Origin of the sequence: Komagataeibacter europaeus LMG 18890, from assembly GCF_000285295.1 — a bacterium.
Taxonomy (GTDB): domain Bacteria; phylum Pseudomonadota; class Alphaproteobacteria; order Acetobacterales; family Acetobacteraceae; genus Komagataeibacter; species Komagataeibacter europaeus.
Window position 1 is genome coordinate 44,520 of sequence record NZ_CADP01000004.1, and the last position, 22,582, is coordinate 67,101.

The 22,582-nt window shown below is 62.5% G+C and carries 19 protein-coding genes, 1 tRNA gene and 1 riboswitch; of the genes, 11 read left to right on the plus strand and 9 right to left on the minus strand.

The window, feature by feature from the left end; translation table 11 throughout:
* Positions 1–6 precede the first annotated feature (6 nt).
* Together GEU01_RS03325 and GEU01_RS26150 are read left to right on the plus strand one after the other, a co-directional pair.
* Positions 7–1,674, plus strand: coding sequence for an ArnT family glycosyltransferase (locus tag GEU01_RS03325; protein WP_019084932.1), 1,668 nt, complete (start codon positions 7–9; stop codon positions 1,672–1,674).
* 124 nt (positions 1,675–1,798) lie between these two features.
* Positions 1,799–2,035, plus strand: coding sequence for a hypothetical protein (locus tag GEU01_RS26150; protein ID WP_198284438.1), 237 nt, complete (start codon positions 1,799–1,801; stop codon positions 2,033–2,035).
* A 91-nt stretch (positions 2,036–2,126) separates the two neighbouring features.
* Here the strand turns inward: GEU01_RS26150 and GEU01_RS03335 are convergent, their stop codons facing one another.
* From GEU01_RS03335 to gmk, 7 genes are all read right to left on the minus strand, one after another.
* Positions 2,127–2,363 (minus strand): DUF3297 family protein, encoded by a 237-nt coding sequence (locus tag GEU01_RS03335; protein WP_010509497.1) that lies wholly within the window; start codon positions 2,361–2,363, stop codon positions 2,127–2,129.
* Between the two features lie 57 nt (positions 2,364–2,420).
* Entirely contained in the window at positions 2,421–3,047 is a 627-nt protein-coding gene (locus tag GEU01_RS03340) for an IMPACT family protein (RefSeq protein ID WP_019084934.1), read from the minus strand.
* Positions 3,044–4,450: a DNA repair protein RadA gene (gene radA, locus GEU01_RS03345; protein ID WP_019084935.1), complete on the minus strand. Its 1,407-nt coding sequence runs from the start codon at positions 4,448–4,450 to the stop codon at positions 3,044–3,046. Before radA ends, GEU01_RS03340 begins: the two co-directional genes overlap by 4 nt.
* 192 nt (positions 4,451–4,642) lie before the next feature.
* Positions 4,643–5,437, minus strand: a complete 795-nt coding sequence (locus tag GEU01_RS03350; RefSeq protein ID WP_019084936.1) for an ABC transporter ATP-binding protein — start codon at positions 5,435–5,437, stop codon at positions 4,643–4,645.
* Positions 5,434–6,219, minus strand: coding sequence for an MlaE family ABC transporter permease (locus GEU01_RS03355; protein ID WP_019084937.1), 786 nt, complete (start codon positions 6,217–6,219; stop codon positions 5,434–5,436). The genes GEU01_RS03350 and GEU01_RS03355 overlap by 4 nt, the downstream gene beginning before the upstream one ends.
* A gap of 125 nt (positions 6,220–6,344) precedes the next feature.
* Positions 6,345–7,628, minus strand: a complete 1,284-nt coding sequence (locus tag GEU01_RS03360; RefSeq protein ID WP_019084938.1) for a multidrug effflux MFS transporter — start codon at positions 7,626–7,628, stop codon at positions 6,345–6,347.
* 88 nt (positions 7,629–7,716) lie between these two features.
* Positions 7,717–8,379 carry a guanylate kinase gene (gmk, locus tag GEU01_RS03365; protein ID WP_010509485.1) on the minus strand — a complete coding sequence of 221 codons (663 nt, stop codon included), beginning with the start codon at positions 8,377–8,379 and terminating at the stop codon, positions 7,717–7,719.
* A gap of 84 nt (positions 8,380–8,463) precedes the next feature.
* On the opposite strand from gmk, the gene GEU01_RS03370 reads away from it, so the two are divergent.
* The 5 genes from GEU01_RS03370 (at position 8,464) to GEU01_RS03390 (ending at position 15,384) form a co-directional block, all read left to right on the plus strand.
* Complete coding sequence (locus GEU01_RS03370; RefSeq protein WP_042710765.1) at positions 8,464–9,306, plus strand: SDR family NAD(P)-dependent oxidoreductase; 843 nt, start codon at positions 8,464–8,466, stop codon at positions 9,304–9,306.
* Positions 9,307–9,333: 27 nt separating this feature from the next.
* Positions 9,334–12,642 (plus strand): efflux RND transporter permease subunit, encoded by a 3,309-nt coding sequence (locus tag GEU01_RS03375; protein WP_019084940.1) that lies wholly within the window; start codon positions 9,334–9,336, stop codon positions 12,640–12,642.
* Between the two features lie 55 nt (positions 12,643–12,697).
* Positions 12,698–12,774 (plus strand) — tRNA-Arg (locus GEU01_RS03380).
* A 205-nt stretch (positions 12,775–12,979) separates the two neighbouring features.
* Entirely contained in the window at positions 12,980–14,194 is a 1,215-nt protein-coding gene (locus GEU01_RS03385) for a cytochrome b (RefSeq protein WP_019084941.1), read from the plus strand.
* Positions 14,195–14,256: 62 nt separating this feature from the next.
* Positions 14,257–14,355, plus strand: a riboswitch (TPP riboswitch).
* A 75-nt stretch (positions 14,356–14,430) separates the two neighbouring features.
* A complete protein-coding gene (locus GEU01_RS03390) occupies positions 14,431–15,384 on the plus strand; it encodes an ABC transporter substrate-binding protein (RefSeq protein ID WP_019084942.1) in 954 nt (317 codons plus the stop codon).
* Between the two features lie 8 nt (positions 15,385–15,392).
* On the opposite strand, the gene GEU01_RS03395 is transcribed toward GEU01_RS03390, so the two are convergent.
* The gene (locus tag GEU01_RS03395; RefSeq protein ID WP_019084943.1) at positions 15,393–15,908 is read right to left on the minus strand and encodes a DUF2721 domain-containing protein; all 516 of its coding nucleotides are present in this window, start codon (positions 15,906–15,908) and stop codon (positions 15,393–15,395) included.
* A gap of 92 nt (positions 15,909–16,000) precedes the next feature.
* On the opposite strand from GEU01_RS03395, the gene GEU01_RS03400 reads away from it, so the two are divergent.
* From GEU01_RS03400 to GEU01_RS27495, 4 genes are all read left to right on the plus strand, one after another.
* Entirely contained in the window at positions 16,001–16,246 is a 246-nt protein-coding gene (locus GEU01_RS03400; RefSeq protein ID WP_019084944.1) for a hypothetical protein, read from the plus strand.
* 471 nt (positions 16,247–16,717) lie between these two features.
* Positions 16,718–18,487, plus strand: coding sequence for a porin family protein (locus GEU01_RS03405; RefSeq protein WP_026018466.1), 1,770 nt, complete (start codon positions 16,718–16,720; stop codon positions 18,485–18,487).
* Between the two features lie 234 nt (positions 18,488–18,721).
* Positions 18,722–19,474 carry a Gfo/Idh/MocA family oxidoreductase gene (locus GEU01_RS22250; RefSeq protein ID WP_265000621.1) on the plus strand — a complete coding sequence of 251 codons (753 nt, stop codon included), beginning with the start codon at positions 18,722–18,724 and terminating at the stop codon, positions 19,472–19,474.
* Positions 19,471–19,803: a Gfo/Idh/MocA family oxidoreductase gene (locus GEU01_RS27495; RefSeq protein WP_265000620.1), complete on the plus strand. Its 333-nt coding sequence runs from the start codon at positions 19,471–19,473 to the stop codon at positions 19,801–19,803. The genes GEU01_RS22250 and GEU01_RS27495 overlap by 4 nt, the downstream gene beginning before the upstream one ends.
* Positions 19,804–19,928: 125 nt before the next feature.
* Here the strand turns inward: GEU01_RS27495 and GEU01_RS03415 are convergent, their stop codons facing one another.
* On the minus strand, positions 19,929–22,523 hold the full coding sequence (locus GEU01_RS03415) for an MMPL family transporter (RefSeq protein WP_019084946.1): 2,595 nt from the start codon (positions 22,521–22,523) through the stop codon (positions 19,929–19,931).
* Between the last annotated feature and the right edge of the window lie 59 nt (positions 22,524–22,582).

Genomic DNA, 22,582 nt, shown 5'->3' on the forward strand with positions numbered 1-22,582 from the left:
GTGCCCATGACGCGTCTGACATTGCGTCACTATATCCTTGTGGCGCTGTCCGTATTTATCCTGTTCCTGCCGGGGCGTGCGTCGCTTCCACCGCTGGACCGTGATGAACCGCGTTATATGGAAGCCACCGCGCAGATGCTGCACAGCGGCAACTATGTCGATGTCAGGTTTCTGGATCAGCCCCGCTATCTCCAGCCTGCTGGCATATACTGGCTTGAAGCCACTGCTGTCCGCCTGACGGGCATGCAGGACGCGCACGCGGTCTGGCCCTATCGTATTCCTTCCCTTCTGGCGGTGACCGCTTCTGCGGTGTTGACCGCGTGGATTGGCGCGGCCCTGTTTGGCTCCATGTGTGGCCTGCTGGGGGCGGCGCTGCTGGCGGTGTCGGTGCTGATGACGGCCGAAGGCCGGATGGCCACCATTGATACGACCCTGCTGCTGTTTGTACTGCTGGCGCAATGCGGGCTGCTGCGGGCTTATCTGGATCGTGAACGCGACCTTGCCACTCCGCTTGCCGCGGCCCTGTTATACTGGACCGCGCTGGGGTGCGGGCTGATGCTCAAGGGACCGGTTATCCTGATTCCTGGCTTTGGCACGCCCCTTGCGCTGGCGCTGGTGGAACGGCGCATTGACTGGTGGAAACGGCTGCGGCCGGCATGGGGCTGGCTGGTCATGCTGGCCATTGTGCTGCCATGGTGCGTCGCCATCGGGGTTATCAGTCACGGCGATTTCTTTTCACGGGCGGTCGGGCGCAATTTTCTGGGTAAGGTCGCCAGCGGGCAGGAAACGCATGGCCTGCCGCCGGGCTATCATCTGGCTGTATTTGCCATTGCATTCTGGCCCGGGTCGGTTTTCGCGGCCATGAGCCTGCCTTTTGTATGGGAACGCCGGTTTCAGCCGCATGTGCGTTATCTGCTGTGCTGGATCGTGCCGCACTGGCTGGTGTTCGAGGCAATTGCGACCAAGCTGCCGCATTACGTGCTGCCGACCTATCCGGCCATTGCGATCCTGACAGCGGCGGCGATTGTTTCCTTTCCTACAGACTGGGAATGGCCACGGGCAATATGGGGACGTAGCCTGCTGGCGGCTTATGGGCTGATCTGGTTCACGATCGGGTCGGTGCTTGCGTTCGCAGGGCCGGTTCTGTTGTGGCGTATGGAAGGCATGGTTTCCCCTGCCGCCATGCTGGTGCCTGCGGGCGCACTGCCGCTGCTGGGCCTGTCGGGTTACATGATCCTGCACCGTGATGCGCTGCGGGCGGCCATGGCGGCAGTGGCAGCCGCCATCATCATCCATGTCGGGCTGTTCACGACCGTCATTCCACGGTTGCAGACCATCTGGCTCAGTCCCCGCCTTGCGGCGATGGTGGATGCGCACCGCCCCTGCGCGCGGACCATCGTGGCCTCGACATCGGATTCGGAACCCAGTCTTGTATTCCTGCTGGGTCAGGATACGCGTCTGATCAACGCCACGGCCGCCGCCGATTTCCTGCAGCAGAACCCCAAATGCGGCATGGCGCTGGTAGGCGCGCGGGATCTGGGCGCTTTCAGTGCCCGCATCATGGAAAACGGCCTGGATGTGCATGAACTGGGACAACAGACGGGACTGAATTATTCAACGGGGAAGCATCTGGAAATCGGTCTGTATGCCGTCGTCCCGCCAGCAGCGCGATAACCATTTATAAAAAATGGGCGGCTGACATGGGATCAGGAGATTAAATAAGCACGCCGACCGGAATGCCAGCCTGTTTTGTGGGAAACAGGCATTTCCTGCTTCCCGCGTCAGGGATCATCACCGCATGAACATGGCCGCAGCACTTGGTCAGCCAGGAAACGGTGACCTGCCCGGCAGCGCCACGGCATCTTTTGCCTTTCCGATGTCCGCCGACATGGCGTTTATCGGCTTCGATCTTTCCTGCAGGGCATCATGCCTGGCCACGATGTCCCGAAGCCAGCAGCAGAGCAGGGTGGCCGTATCGCGCGTGATGCCGATGATCACTGCAATACTTCATGCGAATATGTCCGCAACGCAGTAATCCGGTAAGGCGGCCCGAGGGCAGCAGGGGCCAGCCGACTTGCCACGACGTGCTTTTGTCGTCTTACCTGTGCCAGCCCAGTGTAACAGGGTCAGGACTTGAACCAGACCTCGACCGGGCCCTTGACCTTCATGGCCATCGGGTTGCCGAAACGGTCGGTGCCGCGGCCCACGGCCAGACGCACCCAGCCTTCGCTTATGCAGTATTCCTCGACATTGTTTTTCTCGATTCCCTTGAAACGCACGCCAATGCCACGATCAAGCAGGGACTCGTTGTAAAAGGGGCTGGCGGGATTGACGGACAGACGGTCCGGCGGGGTATCGGTCATGATGGTCTTTTTCCGTATGGTGAACGTGAAACGCTGTCTGACATAGCGGCAATAGCGTTAGTCTCCAACACCCGGCGTGGTGTCTTCCTCCACCACGCGGATGGTGGCCTGCCCACGGGTAATGTCGGTGATGCGGGTGCGGACCTCCGCCTCGCGTATCGCGGGCAGGGTGATCTGCATGCCGACACCCTTGGCGCCGAAGTCTTCTTCCACGATCTGGCAGTCCATGCTTTCCAGTCGTGCACGCAGCAGGGCATGGTCGGAAAAACCGCAGCCAAACGTCAGGGACACCATTTCCACGATCGGGATGCGTTCCGCCGTGCGCAGGCATTCCGCTGCCGTCCCGCCATAGGCACGCACCAGACCGCCCGCCCCCAGCTTGGTGCCGCCAAACCACCGCGTGACCACGACCACGGTGCGGTCGAAACCCTGTCCTTCGATCACCTGCAGGATGGGCCGGCCCGCGGTGCCACCGGGTTCGCCCGCGTCATCACTGCGATAGGTCTGGCCGATCAGATAGGCCCAGCAGTTATGGGTGGCGTCGGGATCGCTGACGGCTGCAATGAATTCCATGGCGTCCGCCGGGGTTGCGACGGGGGCGGCCTGTGCAAGGAAGATGCTTTTCCTGACCTCCCGCTCCAGCATCGCGGGTTTGCGCAGCATGAAGCGTTCGGGCGCACTCACGCCTCCGCCTCCTCCATCGCCCCGGTAAACAGGCTGACCAGATCGCCCAGATGGCCGATTTCCTGTATGCCCAGCCCGTCGGGGGCGGTGGGCTTGCGGTTGCCGCGTGCGATACGGCGCGGCAGGAATGCCTGCTCGAACCCCAGCTTGTGAGCTTCCTTCAGCCTTGTGTCGGGTTGCGAGACCTGACGGATCTCCCCCGACAGGCCGACCTCGCCAAAATAGACCGAACCCGCGCTGGTGGGCTGCCCGGTGGCGGCGGATACAAGGGCTGCCGCCACCGCCATGTCGGCGGCAGGCTCCCCCACCCGCAGGCCGCCTGCAATGTTGAGATGCACATCCATGGCATTGAGCTTGATGCCGCACCGTGCTTCCAGCACCGCCAGCAGCATGTTCAGCCGCCCCGTATCCCATCCCACGACCGCGCGCCGCGCGCCGCCGTCGCCTGCCTTGGGCGACAGCAGGGCCTGCACCTCCAGCAGCACGGGGCGCGTGCCCTCCATGCCCGCAAACACGGCGGAGCCTGCGATATGCCCGCGCCGTTCAGCCAGGAACAGGGCGGATGGATTGGGCACTTCCTCCAGCCCCTGGTCGGTCATGGCGAACACGCCGATTTCGTCAGTCGCGCCAAAACGGTTCTTGGCCGCGCGCAGGATACGGAACTGATGGCCGCGATCGCCTTCGAAATACATGACCGCATCGACCATGTGTTCCAGCACGCGGGGACCGGCCAGCGCCCCTTCCTTGGTCACGTGCCCCACCAGGATCAGGCTGAAGCCACGCTGCTTGGCCAGGCGGATCAGTTCAAACGCGCAGGCGCGGACCTGGCTTACGGTGCCGGGCGCGCTTTCCACCGTTTCCATCCACATGGTCTGGATCGAGTCGATCACGACCAGGGCCAGATCCTTTTCCGCCTCCAGCGTTGCGACGATATCGGCCACGTTTATGGCGGCGGCAAGTTCCAGCGTCGGCGCTTCCAGCCCCAGCCTGCGCGCGCGCAGGCGGATCTGGTCCACCGCTTCCTCGCCCGATATGTACATGACCTGGCGTCCGGCGCGTGCCAGCGCGCAGGCGCCCTGCAGCAGCAGTGTCGATTTGCCGATACCCGGATCACCACCAACCAGCACGACGGATGCCGGAACCAGTCCGCCCCCCAGCACGCGGTCCAGTTCCCCGATGTGGGTTTCGATGCGGGGCGGCGGCGGGGTATCACCCGCAAGCCCCACAAGGTTGATGCGGGCCCCCGTGCGCCTGCGGGCGTTGGTGCCGCCTGTTGCCGTGGGTTCGACCGTTTCCTCGACAATGCTGTTCCACGCGCCACAGGCGTCGCACCGGCCCGACCACTTGGGAAAGACCGCCCCGCAGGACTGACAGACAAAACGGTTAGCGGGCCGACGCGCCATGAGGGCTCCCTGGGCAAGAACAGATCGTGTATATCATATATGGAACGACCGGCCGCGAAAGTCAGATGTGGTCTGAAAAACCCCTTCGGAAACATGAAAAAGTTTTTGGCGAAGCTTTTTGCAAAAAGCTTCGAAAGAATGCCGCCTTTTTGAAAAAAGGAGACACCCAGAAACTTTTGTCTTTTTTATCAGTCAGCTACGCACATCGATTTTTATCGGTCCTTCGCGGCGGCCATGGGTGAACTGGTCCACCACCGGGTTGCCACTGTCAAACAGGGTGGAGGGCGGTCCCTGCCAGATCAGCCGGCCTTCATACAGCATGCCCACCCGGTCCCCGATCCGCTGGGCGGACGCCATGTCATGCGTGATGGCGATGGCGGTTGATCCCAGCTTGCGCACGCAATCGGCAATCAGTCCGTCAATCACCGCGCCCATGATGGGATCAAGCCCGGTCGTCGGTTCATCAAAGAACAGGATTTCGGGGCGGGCCGCGATGGCGCGCGCCAGTCCCACGCGCTTCTGCATGCCGCCCGACAGTTCGGATGGCGACAGCGCGCCCACGGCGGGGTCCATGCCCACCTGTTCCAGCAGGGCGCCCGCGCGCACGCGGGCCTGCGCGCGGGTAATGCGTGGGCCATGCCCCGCGCGGGCGGCGGCAACAAGACCGAAGGTCACGTTTTCCCATACGCTCAGGCTGTCAAACAGCGCGCCGTTCTGGAACAGCATGCCGATCCGCGCCATATAGGGTTCGCGCTGCCGGGACGAAAGCGTCGTGACATCGACGCCATCAATCTCGATGGACCCCGCATCGGGCGTGATCAGGCCCAGTATGCAGCGCAGCAGCACCGACTTGCCCGTGCCCGAGCCACCGATGACCACGAATGACGTGCCACCCATAACATCAAGGTCCACCCCATCCAGCACCACCTTGGGACCGAACGCCTTTTTCAGGCCGCGAATGCGGATCTTGGGGGTTGCGTCACTCATTGGGAAAAGAACACATCCGTCAGAAGGTAATCAAACGTCAGCAGGAGGATCGAGGCCGCGACAACCGCCGCCGTGGTGGCCGCCCCCACGCCCTCGGCCCCGCCACGGCTGTGATAGCCATGGTAGCAGCCCATGAGCGCGATCAGGAACCCGAATATGGCCGCCTTCACCAGTCCCACCGTCACGTCCATGACCTTGAGCGAGGCAATCGTTGCCGTGATATAGGCGGAAGCCGAGAAATCCAGCTTCATCACGCATACGGTAAACCCGCCCAGCACACCCAGTATGTCGGCCACCAGCACAAGGAACGGCAGCGCCAGCGTGCCCGCCACCAGCCGTGGCGTGACTAGGTATTTGATGGGATTGGTAGACATGGTGGTCAGTGCATCGATCTGGTCGGTCACCCGCATGGTCCCGATTTCGGCCGACATGGCGGCGCCGACCCGTCCCGCCACCATCAGTCCCGCCAGCACCGGTCCCAGTTCGCGCGTGACCGCAAGGATGACAATCCCGGCAATGGCGTTCTGGGCATGGTACTGGGCGAACCCGGTATAGGACTGCAATGCGATCACGCCGCCAGAAAACAGCGCCGTCAGGGCCACGACCGGCAGGGAGAAAAAGCCGATTTCCACCAGCGTGCCCCACAGCGTGCGCCAGTAGAAGGGGGGACGGACCACATGCGACAGGGCGACGGCGGCAAACAGCGCCACCCGCCCCGCCATGCGGACGATATCCAGAACGGCCCTGCCCAGCCCGGCAATGAAATCGAGAATGCCGTTCACAACGCCTCCCGCGCATGTGGGTGATCGCCATGCCGGACAACAGGTTCAGCAGACATGTTCCTGCCGTAGCGCGGCAGGCCACTCACGTCAAAGCGAAAGCGCGTACCTCCGCCATGCCCGCGTGCTCAGGGTGCGTGGGATGCGTCCGCCCGTCGGTTGCAGGCATGACGCCACGTGTTGCACGCCACCATGCAGCCCACGCCCACCATGACCACCACCGCCAGCGGCGCGGGGGAATGGAAGGGCACGTGCCCGAGGATGAAACCGCTGCCCGCCGCAAGGGAAAACTGGATGGTGCCCATCAATGCCGACGCACTGCCCGCCTGGTGGCCATGATGGGTAAAGGCCAGCACCGTGGCGTTTGGCCCCACGAACCCCAGGCAGCCGGTAATGCAGCTGATCAGCACGCAGACCAGAGCGGGATGCGCGGGACCGGCAATGCCTGCAAGCGACAGCACCAGGCACGCCACCGCCGCCACCACGCTGCACGCGATGCCACCGTCCAGCAGCCGTGACAGGTCGATCCGGTGGACCAGGCTACCGTTCAGTTGCGCGCAGGCGATGAATATCCCGGCGTTCATGCCGAAAAACACCCCGAACTTGGTGGGCGTGAACCCAAGCAGGTGTTCAAACACCATGGGCGCGGAGGTGATGTAGGCGAACATGACGAACGAGGAAAAGCTGTTGATCAGCGCACTGGACATGAACACCGGTTCACGTATCAGGCCGGCATAACGGGCGATCGTGCCGGTCAGCGAAAAGGCGATGCGCTTTTCCACCGGCATGGTGTCGGGCATGGTCGCAAGCACCGTCAGCAGCCCCAGCACGCCATAGATGACCGCGATCGTGAAAATCCACCGCCAGTGGCCCATCATCAGCACCAGGCTGCCCAGTGACGGCGCAAGGATGGGCATGACCCCAAAGACCAGCATGAGCTGTGACATGATGCGCGCGCCCGCGGCCCCCGTTGCCACGTCGCGCACGATGGCGCGCGGCAGGACCGCGCACGCCGCCCCGCCCAGCGCCGAGACAAAGCGGCACAGGCAGAACAGGTCGAAGCCCGTGGCCACGGCGCACCCGACCGATCCCACCGTAAACAGCACCAGCCCCCCCAGCAGCGGCAGCCTGCGACCCAGCCGGTCGGAAATCGGGCCAAGGCTGAACTGTCCCACCGCCAGCCCCGCGAACCATGCCGCCAGCGTGACCTGGCTGGCCCCCGCGCGTCCCCCCGCCAGTTCCGCGTCCATGATGGGAAAGGCGGGCAGGTACATGTCGGTTGCCAGTGGACCGATGGCCGTAAGCAGCCCCAGCAGGGCAATCATCCAGAATGGCATGACGGGAACGGGGATACGACGCGTGGGCATGGGAATCCGGGCGGTCAGGGAGTGGCGCGGCGGATGCCGCGCCATCCCGCATATCAATTCCCGGCGGCTTGTCCATCATTCATGGCGCATGTAACACATGCATGACCCGAAGGATGGCTGACCGGCGGCGGCTTCAGACCCCGAAGCTGGCCACCAGGTCCGCCAGCCCCACCTGACGGTGGCGTTCCAGCCTGGCCGCCACCAGCACGGCGCGGGCTTCGGCGATGGCCTGGTCCAGGTCGGAATTGATGATGACGTGATCGAATTCATTCCAGTGCGAGATCTCGTCGCGCGCGGCCTGCATGCGGCGCGCGATTTCGTCCGCCTCATCCGATGCGCGGCCATGCAGCCTGCGTTCCAGTTCCGCGATCGAGGGTGGCAGGACGAACAGGCTGATCACATCCCCCGGTAGGGCGGCACGGATCTGGCGGTGCCCCTGCCAGTCGATATCGAACACCATGTCGCGCCCCTCCGCCAGGGCCTGCTCCACCGGGGCGCGCGGGGTGCCATATCCCCGCCCGAACACCGTGGCCCATTCCAGCATCTCACCCGCTTCCGCCATGCGGGTAAATTCTTCCATGCTGCGGAAATGGTAATGGATTCCGTCACTTTCGCCCGGGCGGGGCTGGCGGGTGGTGACGGATACGGAATGCAGCAGTTGTGGCTCCGACGCACGTAACGCATTCGCAATGGTTGACTTCCCCGCCCCTGATGGCGCTGAAATGACCAGACATACCCCACGGCGCCGGACCGGGGCGACTGGGGGCGTGCGGGTGGGGATGGTTGTCTGGGTCATGCGGTTCTCCTTGACGGTGCAAATGCGCGCCGGATGCGTAAACGGGGTAGCGTTGTTCTAACAGGGTGTATGTATTCTGCGAATATGAAACAGGATTCGATACTGATTACAGGTGCCTCGTCCGGAATTGGACGCGGGCTTGCCCTCGCCCTTGCGCGGCCGGGGCGTACGCTGCATCTGGGCGGACGCAATGCCGGCAACCTGCGCGCCGTGGCGACAGACTGCATCGCACGCGGCGCGGATGCCCGCATACGGGTGCAGGACGTCCGTGAACAGGCGGGCATGGAAGAATGGATCACGACCGCCGGCCCGCTGGACCTGGTCTTTGCCTGCGCGGGGATTACCGCTTCCACCAGGGGCGGGGACGAAGCCCCGCATGAACCCGATGCGCAGGTCCGCCGCATGTTCGCGACCAATATGGATGGCGTGCTGAATACGGTGCTGCCCGCCATCCACGTCATGCGCGCGCAGCCCCGCGCGGGTGATGGGGTGCGGGGGCGTATCTGCGCCATGTCCTCGGTGGCGGGGCTTGTCTCCTTTCCCGGCACGCCGTCCTATTGCGCGTCAAAGGCGGCGGTGGACCGCTTCATGGTGGCGACGGGGGCCAACATGAAACGTGCGGGCATTGTCATGTCCAGCGTATGCTGCGGTTTTGTCGCCACCCCCATGACCACGCAGAACAGTTTCCACATGCCCGGCCTGACCCAGACGGGTGACGCCGTGCGCGCCATCCTGTCGGGGATTGCGGCAGGCAGGCGGCGCATCTCGTTCCCGCGGTGGCTGGTGGCGGGATCCCGGTTCATGGACCTGCTGCCGATGCGGATCGCGGAATACTATTATTATCGCCAGCCTGCGGGACAGGCGGGCACCATGGCGGAAACCGGGCTGGAAACAGGCAGTCCCGCCGCTTGCGACAATCAGGAATAGCATGCATCCAGCACCCGGGAACAGGCAGTGAACCTGTGCCGTATTTTCATCCTGCGTCCGGTCGCGACCATTCTGCTGGCGGCAGCCATCGTCCTTTCGGGGCTTTTTGCCTACCGGGTCCTGCCGGTGGGCGATTTGCCCGACATCGCGGTGCCCGTCATTTATGTCGTGGCCAACCAGCCAGGGGCATCGCCACAGCAGATGGCCAGTTCCGTCACCACCCCGCTGGAACGCAGGCTGGGACAGATCGCGGGCATCAGCGAGATTGAATCCGATTCCAGCCAGGATAACGCCTTCATCCTGCTGACATTCAATGATTCAACCAATATCGATTCCGCCGCCAATGACGTGGAGGCTGCACTGCGCGCGGCCCGTGCCGATATGCCCGCGACGCTGGAATCACAGCCGCAGTACTGGAAGGCCAACCCGTCCGAAAATCCGATCATGATCCTGGCCCTGACATCGGACACGCAGCCGATGTCGGAACTGTATGATATCGCCAAGACACGGCTGCAGCCCCTGCTGTCACAGGTGCAGGGCGTGGGCTGGGTCGAGCTTATGGGCAGTTCCGCCCCTGCCGTGCGGGTGGAGATCAACCCGTGGCCACTGTTCAAATACGGGCTGGGGTTCGAGGACATCCGCTCCGCCCTGGCATCGGCCAACGCCAATACCCCCAAAGGCGTGATCGAGAACGACACCACGCGCTACACACTGGCCACCAATGACCAGGCGCGCAGTGCGGCGCAGTATCGCGACCTTGTCATCGGTTACCGCGACAGCCGCCCCGTGCGGCTGCAGGACGTGGCCTATGTGCATAACGGCGTGGAAAATGAACGCCAGGTCGGCTTCCTGAACGGACACAGGGCCGCCATGGCCATTATCCTTCCGCGTGCAGGCGCCAATGTCATTCGCGTAACCGACCAGATCAAGGCCCGCCTTCCCGCCCTGCGCGCGGCCCTTCCGGCCGGGGTGACGCTGACCCCCGCCATGGACCGTTCCATCACCATCCGCGCGTCACTGGCCGATACGCAGTGGACGCTGCTGGTGTCGGTGCTGCTGGTTGTGGCCGTTGTGCTGGTGTTTCTGCGCACGCCACGATCCACCCTGATCCCGGCCATTACGGTGCCCATTTCGCTGGCGGGCACGCTGGCGATCATGTCGCTGTTCCATTTCTCGCTCGATATCCTGTCCCTCATGGCGCTGACCATCGCGACCGGCTTCGTGGTGGATGACGCCATCGTGGTGCTGGAAAACATCGCCCGCCACATGGAGGCGGGCATGGGGCGGATGGAGGCGTCGCTCAAGGGATCGCGTGAAATCGGGTTTACCGTCATGTCGATCACCATATCGCTGGTGGCGGTGTTCCTGCCGCTGCTGCTGCTGGGGGGGACGCCGGGCAAGGTCTTTTTCGAATTTTCCATGACGCTGGCCATTACCGTCACCGTTTCGCTGGTGCTCGCCCTCAGCCTGACGCCGATGATGTGCAGCCTTTTGCTGGAAGTCAGCCATGACACGCCCCTGCCCCCCGACGCGCCGTGGTGGCGGCGCTGGCCCCGCATGGCGGGCGACTGGCTGGAAGCGGGCTACCAGCATCTGCTGCGGTTTTATGAACGCACGCTGGATGTGGCGCTGCGCCACCATGTGCTGACCGCCGTGACCCTGCCGCTGAGCCTTGCGATCATGATCGGGGTGATCGTGCTCATGCCCAAGGGGATACTGCCCAAGGAAGATGTGGCCATGGTCATGAGTTTCTTCCGCGCGGACCAGACCACGTCGTTTCCCGCCATGACGGAAAAGATCCGCGCCATAAGCAATGCCCTGACCGCCGACAAGGACACGCAGGAAGTCGTCGCCTTTTCCGGGGACACCAATATCGAGGGACAGGCCTTCGCCCAGATGGTCGACCGCACCCGGCGCGATGATGGCCCCGATGAGATGATCGAACGCATCCACAAGCGGCTAGCCGATATTCCGGGGCTTGACGTGTCCCTGTTTTCGGCGGGCGACATAAGCGGCGGTGGCGGACGGCAGAAGGAAGGCGCCTATCGCTACCTGCTGACCAGTGATGACGCGGACGCCCTTTACACATGGGTGCCTGCCCTGACATCGGCGCTGCGCACGGCCCCCGCCCTGCGCGATGTCACGACGGATGTCATGAACAATGGGGCCGCGATCCATGCCGACATCATCCGCGACCTTGCGGCGCGGTACCTGATTACGCCGCAACTGGTCAGCAACACGCTGTATGACGCGTTTGGCCAGCGCATCGCATCCAACATCTCCACATCGCTTGCGACCTATCATGTGGTGATGGAAGTGGCGGACCAGTACCGCACATCGCCCGACATCCTGCAGTCATTCCGCATTTCCACCGCCGGTGGCAGCCCCGGCGGCGGCACGGTGTCCAATACGGTCCGCGCCCGCATGGCCACCACCACGCAGGCCAGCACCAGCACGCAGCTGAGCCAGCAGTCCTTCCGCAACGAAATCGCCAACAGGCTGGCGGGCGGCACGGGCGCGTCAAACGGGTCGGCCGTGTCATCCAGCACCGAAACCATGCTGCCCCTTTCAAACGTGGCGCGGCTTGAACCCCGCCCCACCGCCATTACCGTGTCGCACAAGGCGGGGTTCGTATCGGCGGCCATTTCCTTCAACCTTGCCCCCGGCATGGCGTTGAGTGACGCCGCCGCCACCATTGCCGACACCATGGTGCGGCTGCATGTGCCACAGACCATCCATGGCGGCTTTACCGGGCAGGCGGCGCAGTTCCAGTCCGCCATCATCAACGAGGTGCTGATCTTCATCGCGGCCCTTGTCACGATCTATGTGACGCTGGGCATCCTGTATGAAAGCTACATCCATCCGCTGACCATCATGTCCACCCTGCCTTCGGCCGGGGTGGGGGCGGTGCTGGCGCTGTGGGCGCTGGGGCAGGAGTTTTCGCTGATCACCATGATCGGGATGATCCTGCTGGTGGGAATCGTGAAGAAAAACGCCATCCTGATCGTGGATTTCGCGCTGCATGCCGAACGTGACCGGGGGCTGGACGCCCGCCATGCCATTCGCGATGCATGCATCCAGCGCTTCCGCCCCATCCTCATGACCACGCTGGCAGCGGCCCTTGGGGCCGTGCCACTGATTACCAACAGTGGCTATGGCGTGGAAATGCGCCGCCCGCTGGGCATTACGGTGGTGGGAGGGCTTATGATGAGCCAGCTGCTGACCCTCTACACCACGCCGGTCATCTATCTTTACATGGAACGCATCCGGCTATGGACCCGGCGGACCATGGGCAGGCTGCTGTCGCGCACGAAGGGACAAGAAAATTTTCGATAATTGAAAATAGGGGGTTGCGGGGTCCGGCAGGGTCAGTTAAAAGCCGCCTCACAGCGCACCCGTAGCTCAACTGGATAGAGCACCAGACTACGAATCTGGGGGTTAGAGGTTCGAGTCCTTTCGGGTGCGCCACTTTCCTTGAAATCAGAAATTACCGTTGTGGCGCAGCCTTCTGGTCCTGTGCCTGTCCGCATGTCCGGGCGCATGGATGCCTGCCACCCTTGCGCTATATCGCGGCATGAAATCGTTCCTGATTCAAAAAGATGAGGTGCCTGCCGCCCCCGTGGCTGCTACACCGTTACCTGATTTTTCTTTCGTCTGAATTCAGGAAACCAGAATGAGCGGGTCCAGCCTCCCCGAAAACATTCCCCCACATGCGCCATCCGAACGTTCTGGCGGCATCCTGTCCTGGATCGACCGCAGGCTTCCGGTCATAAGCGGCTTCCGGCAGGAATATATCGACTTCCGCATGCCATGGAACCTGAATGCGCTGTGGAATTTCGGGGCGATCCTGACCGCAGTGCTGGTGCTGATGCTGGCCACGGGCATTTTCCTGGCCATGAACTATACCCCCACCTCCGCCGGGGCCTTCATGTCGGTGGAGATGATTGAACGCCAGCTACCGGGTGGCTGGATGCTGCGCGCGATGCACATGACCGGGGCCAGCCTGTTCATGGCCGCGCTGTATATCCACCTGTTCCGGGGGCTGTATTACGGGTCATACAAGCAGCCGCGCGAAATCCTGTGGCTGAGTGGCCTGGGGCTGCTGCTGATGGTCATGGTCACGGCATTCGCGGGCTATGTGCTGCCATGGGGGCAGATGTCCTACTGGGGGGCCGATGTCGCGGGCAAGGCGGTGGGCGCCGTGCCGGTCATTGGCGGAACACTTGAACACATCATGGAAGGCAGCGACCAGCTGGGGGATATCTTCATCCACCGCTTCTTCGTGCTGCACTTCCTCATGGCGTTCGCCATTGTGGCTGTCGTGGCCTTCCATGTGGCGGCGCTGCATGTCAGCGGGCCGAACAATCCCGATGGCAAGCCGGTGCCCGAACGCCAGACCGTGCCCTTCCACCCCTATTACACCACCAAGGACCTGACGGGCCTCGTGCTGTTCGCGCTGGTGTTCGTAGCCCTTGCGTTCCTGTGGCCCGACCTGTTGTCCGAGCCGGAAAACTACCGCCCCGCCAACCCCATGCACACGCCCGCCGATATTGAACCGGAATGGTATTTCCTGCCGTTCTATGGCCTGCTGCAGTCGGTGCCGTCCAAGTTTGGCGGTCTGCTGGCGGCGGCGGGGTCGATCCTGATCCTGTTTGCGGTGCCGTGGCTGGACCGTTCGCCCGTCCGTTCGGCGCGCTTTCGCCCGGCCTGCCGGATGGGCATGGCGGGACTGGTCATATCGTTCGTGCTGATGGGACTGGTGGGCCGTCACCATGCCGAAGGCGGCTGGATGATCGCGGGCCGGATCGCGGCACTGTATTATTTCGGTTATTTCCTTGTGCTGCTGCCCCTATGCGCACGGCGTGAACGGCAGCAGTCCGACGCCTGATACGGGATCGGGCATGGTCTTTCATCCGTGACTTGACGGATGCGGGCTGTGCCCACACTCTTCCTGCCTGACCGGGGTGCCCATGACATGTGTGGGCTGAGATCACACCCGTTGAACCTGATCTGGGTCATGCCAGCGAAGGGAGGCTGTCCCGATCGGGACGCAAGCACCCGTTCCCTGCCTGCCGTGGATCACGGACGTCATGGAAAGGGAGCCCGTCATCCATGCGAACCTTCATGCGCGCCTTCTGGGCAGCAGGTATCCTGTCCTGCACGGCGCTGGCGTTGCCTGCCCATGCCGCAAGCCAGCAGGTCACGGTCGTGCTGTACTGGTTCCTCAACGCCGATCACGCCGCCCTTCTGGCCGCCCGGTACAGCGGCGCATTCGCCCGTCATGGGCTGGATGTACAACTGGTCGCGCCAGCGGACCCCGGATCCCCCGCGCGCCTGGTCGCGGCGGGGCAGGCGGACCTGGCCATATCCTACCAGACGCAGCTTGGCATGCTGGCGGACCAGAACATCCCGCTGGTACGGGTGGGCACCCTGATCGATACCCCGCTGAATGTCCTGATTACGGGGGAAGGTGTCCACACCATCGCCGACCTGAAGGGCAAAACCATTGGCGTGTCCATGCCGGGGGTGGATGACGCGGCACTGGACACCATGCTGCATTCGGCAGGACTGGCCATGACCGACGTGCATCAGGTCAATGTCAATTTCCAGCTGGAACAGGCCATCATAAGTCATGCCGTGGATGGCGTGATCGGGGCGGTGCGGACATATGAACTGATCGACCTGCAGCAGAAAGGGATAAAGGTTTCCGCGTTTTTCCCCGAGGAACATGGCGTGCCGATGTCAGATGAACTGATCTTCCTGGCCGGTCGCGACCATGCGCACGATGCATGGATACGCCAGTTCATGGATGCGCTGGCGGAGGGGGCGAATACCCTGATCAACCACCCCGACGCCATGCTGGCCCAGACGATCCATGACCACCCGGAATTCGATACGCCGCTGAACCGGGCGGCATGGCAGGCCACCCTGCCGCGCATCTGCAAGCAGCCAGCGCTGCTGGACGTGCCCCGCTATACCGCTTTCGCCGCGTTCCTGCATGCCCATGGCATGATGACGCATGACATGCCGCTGGAACAGTACGCCATCGATCCGTTCAACCGGACTGCGGTACCCTGACCGGCATGTCAGTCAACGATGTTGTTCAGCATGTCCTGCTTGTGCGGCAGGAAGGTCGTGACCCGCAGGCCATGCCACGCAACAAGGCTGTCACCAAGGAACATGGCCAGCGCAATGACGGTGCAGACCAGCGCATTGCCGAACATCAGTACCAGCCACCATGCAATCGACGCATCGCGCACGCTGCCCATGAACAGCGCAAAGGCTGAGCCACAGGCCGATGCCCCACCCACGCCCGCGAACAGGATGGACGCATCCAGCAGCAGGGTACGGTAATGCAGATGCGTCAACCGGCGTAACAGCAGCACGGAATCCGTGCTGCTTTTGTCATCGGCATTTTCCAGCTTGTCGCGTACCGTCTCGATATGGTCACTGACACGGGCCAGTCGTGTATTGAACATGTTCAGCAACGTGCCGATACCCGACAGCATGAAAACCGGTGTCAGCGCGGTCTGGATCAGGTGGGCGACACCATCAACGGATGCATCGGGAACAAGGCCGGGGAAGGCAGACACGAAAGGCATATCCTTGGCTACGGGCAAAGCCTGCGTTTTTTGGGCTTATCACCGTCCACGTCAAGGACAGAGTCGATATTGCGCACACGTAAGGAGAGTCCATGTCACATAATTACGCAACACCACTGACACCGGAAAAACGGCTGGCGCGTGTTCTGGCGCGCATCCCGGTGGACTGGACGCTCAGCCTTGACCGCCAGCCTTCATCCACCGGTACGGTCCAGTGGCGTGCGCGCCTGGGCATGCCCGGACAGGACGCGGCGGAATGGACCAGGCCCCATGACACGATGGTCGATGCGCTGGAAGCCGCGTGGCGGCAAGCCCGCACGGCCCTGAATGCGGGATAGGGCATATGGGATACAGTCAATAATTAACCAATAGAATACAAACACAGCTTTGTGATGATATATTCTGTATTCCTGAATGCAGATAACGTACCTGTGTTGTTTTTTACTGATCACGGGGCAGAAAAACATGCGCACACGATTGTTTGATGCATCCTTCGAAATGTTACGATACCGACTCTTTCCCTGTCTCGCGGTCCCTGTCGTACTGCGATATCGTACGCTTCCGGTCGGAAAACGCACATGTGTTCTCCACTGACCATATTTTGAACATTGTATGAAAAAGAAGGAAGATTTGCCAACGAATCCATCCGGATACGGGAACACATGACCTGTTTTCATCCCCTGCGGGGGGAAGAGTCCCTGTGTTATTACATACATGTCATGTAGCTGGACGGCACCTGTTGCGCCTGATGGGGGCCATTGACCCGCAGGGTTTTATACAACATGAATGCTGGCAGGGAGTTTAATACTATGTCGGCAGGAAAATTGGCGCGTATTGGCGCGGTAGTTGTTATGGCAAGCGGGAGCGCGTCCCTTGCCTGCCCCGAAGATGCGCGGGCTGACGATTATAGTGAACTTCTCGACATCCTGAAGGCAAAGGGCAGCCTGACACAGGGTGAGTACAAGGGGCTTCTGGCCCATCACATGCAGCATGTGCGCGAAGCGGCATCCGCCAGCCGCACGACGCAGTACATGCCCGCACAGCGCCATATGGCCGTCCCCACGTCCGCCCATGCCCAGATGCGCACCGCCATGGGCCAGCAGGTCCAGCCCCCCGGCCAGATCGACATTGGCGGTGGCGGCATGGACCCCGACTATGTGCTGGCACAGGCGCAGCAGGCGGCAGCCAGCGCGCAGGCCAGCGCGGCATCGGCCGAATCCACCTGGCTGGCCGCCCAGCATTCCATGGGGCTTGGCGGCGGTCTGTCATTCGTGCGCATGGAGAAATATCAGCCCGGCAAGGGCCTGACCTTCAAGGCAGGTCCGGTCGATATCAACCTGTCGGGCTTCATCAACGGATTCTATACCTATAACAGTCCGGCGGGCGGCATGCCGGTGGCGGGTGGCGTCTCGACCGGGGCAAGCGGGTTCGATTCCTCAGCGCTGCGTAACGGCCTGCTGCCTGCTGGCCTGATCCTCAAGCTCTCGACAACGCAGAACGGCATCGACCTTGCCGCCGTCATGGGCATGTATCCCGGTATCGACAACGCCAAGAACGGCGCCTTCAACGCCAATACCGGCGGTAGCCCGGTGGGCCTTGGCACCGCCGGCATCGATTTTCGTCAGGTTTACGTGACGGCGGGCAACAAGAAATGGGGCACGTTCAAGATCGGTCGTGATCTTGGCATCTTTGGCGGTGACGCCATCCTCGATGACGCGACCCTGCTGAGCGTCGGTTCCACCGGCAGCAACTCGGCCCCGGGCAATACATCGCTGGGCCGTATCGGCGTCGGTTACGTGTATGCCGACTGGATCCCGCAGATTTCGTATCAGTCGCCCACCATCAAGGGCTTCCAGGGCACGATCGGTATCCTGCAGCCGCTGGATGAGTTCGATTTCTCCGGTGATGATCCCAACGGCACTGCCTATTCCGCCGGGTCCACCCAGCACAGTTCGCCCATGATCCAGGGCAAGGTGACCTATGACTTCAAGATCGGGGGGCTGAGTGCCCGTATCTGGGCCAGCTTCCTGACCCAGCACCAGCAGAACCTGACGGTCAGCAAGACGACCACGGTTTCCACCCAGTTGCTTGAAGAAAATGGTGGCATTTACAATATGACCACCAGCAGTACCGCTGATGTCGCCGTCATTCCCGGCCAGAAGCATGGCGTCACGGCGGAAGCGGGCGAAATCGGCACGAAGCTGACCTACGGCCCGGCGCAGTTCGTGGGCTACTACTATCGTGGCAGCGGGCTGGGCACGACCGGCCTGTTCTTTGACGGTGTGGCTGCCAACGGGCGCAAGCGTTCGTCGGAAGGCTACTATGTCCAGATGATGTATAACTTCACCAAGAAGTTCAAACTGGTCGGAAGCTATGGTGTCAGTAACCTCTACCTTGCACCGGGTGAAAGCAATCCCGACCTTGTCCGCCGCAATGAATCCGAAGTGGGCGCCGCCTACTACAAGATGACGGACTGGCTGAACCTTGTGGCCGAATACGCCCATACCAGTTCCGCAGCCCATGGCCCGTACAAGGAAAGCGACAACAGTGCATCCGGCGGTATGATCCTGCTGTTCTGATGTGCCGGGCTGCGTGATGGAAACAGTGCAGCCCACAAGCGTCTGACTGATGCCAGAGAAGTTTTTGCGTGCTGCCTTTTTTCACAACGGCGGCGTTCCTTGAAGCTTTTTGAAAAAGCTTCACCAAAAACTTTTATTATTTTCGTCAGTAGACTGTTTTGAAACGGCTTCTGATATTGTCCCCTTCATGTGCTGGTTTCCATCATCATGGGAAACCATAGGGAAGGGAGACGCATGTCCACACCACCACGCTGGCCATTACGGGTCGGCCTTGTCGGCTATGGCTTTGCCGGGCGTATTTTTCATGCTCCCCTGATCGCCGCGACGCCGGGGCTTGAACTGGTCGCCGTCTGTTCGGGACAGCGCGATGCGGTTTTACGTGACTGGCCGCAGGTAACGGTCACGACGACGCCCGAGACCCTGTTCACCCTGCCTGATCTGGACATGGTGGTCATCGCCACCCCGAATGCGACCCATGCCGACCTTGCCATCACGGCGTTACGCGCCGGGTTGCATGTGGTGGTGGACAAGCCATTCACCATCACGCTGGAACAGGCGCGCATGGTGGCACAGGTTGCCCGTGAGCAGGGGCGGTTCCTGTCCGTTTTCCAGAACCGGCGATGGGACAGCGATTTTCTTGGTATCCGCAACCTGATTACGACCGGTCAGGTCGGGCGGGTCACCGAACTGGAATCGCGCATGGACCGCTTCCGCCCGCAGGTGCGTGAACGCTGGCGCGAAACGGATGAAGCGGGCGGCGGACTGTGGTTCGACCTTGGCCCGCACATGGCCGATCAGGCCCTGCAACTGTTTGGCCTGCCGGATCTTGTGCAGGCCAGCCTGGCCCGCCAGCGCGACAATGCCCGTGGTGATGACTGGGCGCAGGTACTGCTGACCTATGGAGAAAGACGGGTCAGCCTGCATTGCAGCCTGCTGTCGGCATCGGTCCACGCTTTGTCGTGCATGGGACACGTGGCACGATCGTGAAACATCAGGCCGACCAGCAGGAAAACCAGCTTCGGGCCGGAATGCGTCCCGGTGACCCGGGCTGGGGCGACGACCCTGACGACATGCTTGTGTTCGATGGTGCCGATGCACCGCGTGCGCTGCCTGCACCGCCCGGTGACCAGCGGATCTATTATGCCATGCTGCGCGATGCGATCATGGGCCGTGGCCATAACCCCGTACCCCCCATACAGGCCGTGGCGTTGATGGCGGTCCTGGAAACCTGCGTCCTGTCCAGTCGTCGCCAGATGGCCCTTCCCCTGCCCCTGACGGAACAGGAAAGACAGGACTGGCTACAGGCAGGACCGTAACGGGAGACTGCGCCCGGAACCGTTCATGATCCGCAGGGCTTCGGAAGCCGTCCTGATCGGGGTCTGTATAAAAAAGGCCGCATCCTTTCGGGTGCGGCCTTTTCTGTTTTCCCGGCAGGATGGGATCATTCCTCATCAATCGGGCGCTTGGGCAGGAGCGCGGGCACGAAGATCAGCGTCGCCACCAGCGTGCACGCCAGCGACAGCAGCAGCAGCCGGCCCATGCTGGCCGTGCCCGGATGGTGGGACGCCGCCAGCGAACCAAAGGCCGTGCCGGTCGTCAGCGCGGAAAACAGCACTGCGCGTGCTGTTGGGCTGGACAGGGGCAGCCTGATTCCCGCCCGCCAGTTCATGACGAAATAGATGTTGAACGACACGCCAACCCCCAGCAGCAGGGGAAGGGCGATGATGTTGGCGAAGTTCAGCTGTTCGGGCACCACGATGATCAGGATGACCGTCATCAGCGCCGAAAGCAGCAACGGCGCCAGCACCAGCACCGTATCCAGCAGCTTGCGCAGGGCGACGGCAAGGATGATGGCGATCATCACGATGGCGGCGGCAGCCGCCGTGACAAAGGCATGCACCATGGTCGCCGCACTCTGCACGATGTCGATGGCGGAACCCGCCGCCATCGGGGCGACCTTCTGGATTTCATCCACATAGGTGTGCAGCGCCCGGTTGCCCTTCATCTCCTTGGTCGGGTGGACCTCGACCAGAGCGCGGCCATCGGGCAGAAGGTAGTCATGCGCCAGTTGCGCGGGCACGTCGGAAATCGCAACCGGCTTCACCTGCAGCATGTCGCGCAGCATGTTCAGCTGCATGGGCAGGAAGCGCACCAGCGCCTCATTGGTGGCCAGCACGCGCTGGTCATCCGCCTGCGACAGGTGGGCCAGTGCCGACTGGATGCGGCGCAGCGGGTCATTGGCGGGCAGCTTGTCCATCACGCCGCCAAGTGCCGCCGCCGTCTTGGCCGCCGCCGTCCGCAGGTCGTCCGCATTCGGCGCGGGTCTGGGGTTGGGGACCAGCAGGGTCGGCAGCATGATGTTCGCGGCATCCTGGATCAGGGGCAGCTTGGTCTTCTGGTCCGTGGGCACAAGCGACCCAAGCCACAGCGCGTCATGCACCATGGGCAGGTCCGACAGCTTGTCGGACATGGCGGCAGCCTGGTCCAGGTTCGGCATCAGCACATCCACCGTATAGGGCGAATACTGCGGTTCCGACATCAGCATGCCCAGCGTGACCATGCCTTCCGACCTGGGGTTCTTGGTATGCAGCGGGTCGGCGTCGAATGTCAGGCGGGGGACAAGGGCGACGCCCACCAGCGCGATCACGACGAAGGCGCCCAGGATCGGCCTGCGGTGATGGCGGATCGCAACGTCAATCGGGCGGGCGAAGGCAAACCCGATCTTGCCATGTCCCGAAGTCGGGCGGAACAGCCGCAGCAGCGCCGGCAGCAGCGTCAGCGTGCAGATGAAGGCGAACAGCATGCCGAAACCGGCAATCAGGCCAAGCTGGGCCACGCCGACAAAGGCGGTGGGGGTAAAGGCCAGGAACCCGGCCGAGGTCGCCATGGCGGCGACAAGGATCTGGTGCCCGGTTTCATTGCCGGTCTGCTCAAGCGCCTCCAGCAGCCCCGGTGAGGATCCATCCGGCAGCGCCTGCGCACGGAACCGGACCGAGAACTGGATGGCGAAATCCACCGCGATGCCAACGAACAGGATGGCGAAGGCGACTGAAATCAGGTTCAGCTTGCCCACCACGATCGCAGCAAAACCCGTGGTCAGCAGCAGCCCGGACACCAGCGTGATGATGATGGGAATGATAATGCGCCACGTATGCACCGCCAGGATCAGCCACAGCGTGACCAGCACCAGCGACCCCAGCAATCCGGCCACCATGCCTTCGGCCACGGTGGCGAATTCCTCATCCGCTATCTGGGTATCGCCGGTAATGTGGACATGCGCCCGGCCGCTCTTGACGAATGGCAGGTCATTGGCGGCATTACGGATGGCGTCCGACGCGGCGCCACCGGGCTGGAAGGAATCATAATCCAGCTTGGGCTGGGTTACGACAAACTGGTACTTGCCACCAAGGTCGGCCAGGTCACCCGCCAGCAGGCGTTCCCATGACAGGGGTTCGGGCGTGTCCGATACCGAATGCTGCAGCGTTGTGGCGAAACCGTCCAGTGCCGCATGGAAGGGACCAAGGTCGGCCTGTCCCTGGCTTATGCCCAGCGCGATCAGGTTCAGCGCGTTGAACAGGCCGCGCCCCGACGGGTCGGCGGCCAGTTCGCTCAGGAATGGCTGCGCGGTAATGGTGGTGTTGAGCACCCGTTCCAGCGCCTTGGGGTCAAGGAACATGAGACCGTTGCGCACCAGATAGGGATCTGTCTGCGGCGTGGTGACATAATTGAAATGATCATGGTCGTCACGCAGCTTCGCCGCCAGCGCCAGCGCGGTCTGCTGTGCCTCTTCAGGCAGGGCCGCGTCGATCACGGCGACAAGCTGGTCCTGTTTCTGCGGAAACAGCCGTCCCATCTCGTCCGAGCGCTTTTTCCAGTCCAGCGAGGCCGAGAACATCGTCCCAGTATCCGTGGTCACGCCCAGAAGCGCATAGCTGGCATAGGTCGCCCCCGCGATCAGGCAGGCGAATGCCAGTACCACCGCAATGGCACGACGGGAACAGAAAGCGACAAGGCGCCCAAGCGGTACCGATAGCATGACGAGTATTCAGCCCTTCAGAAACCTACGTCGTGCCGCATGAAGCGCGGCAGTCGGTG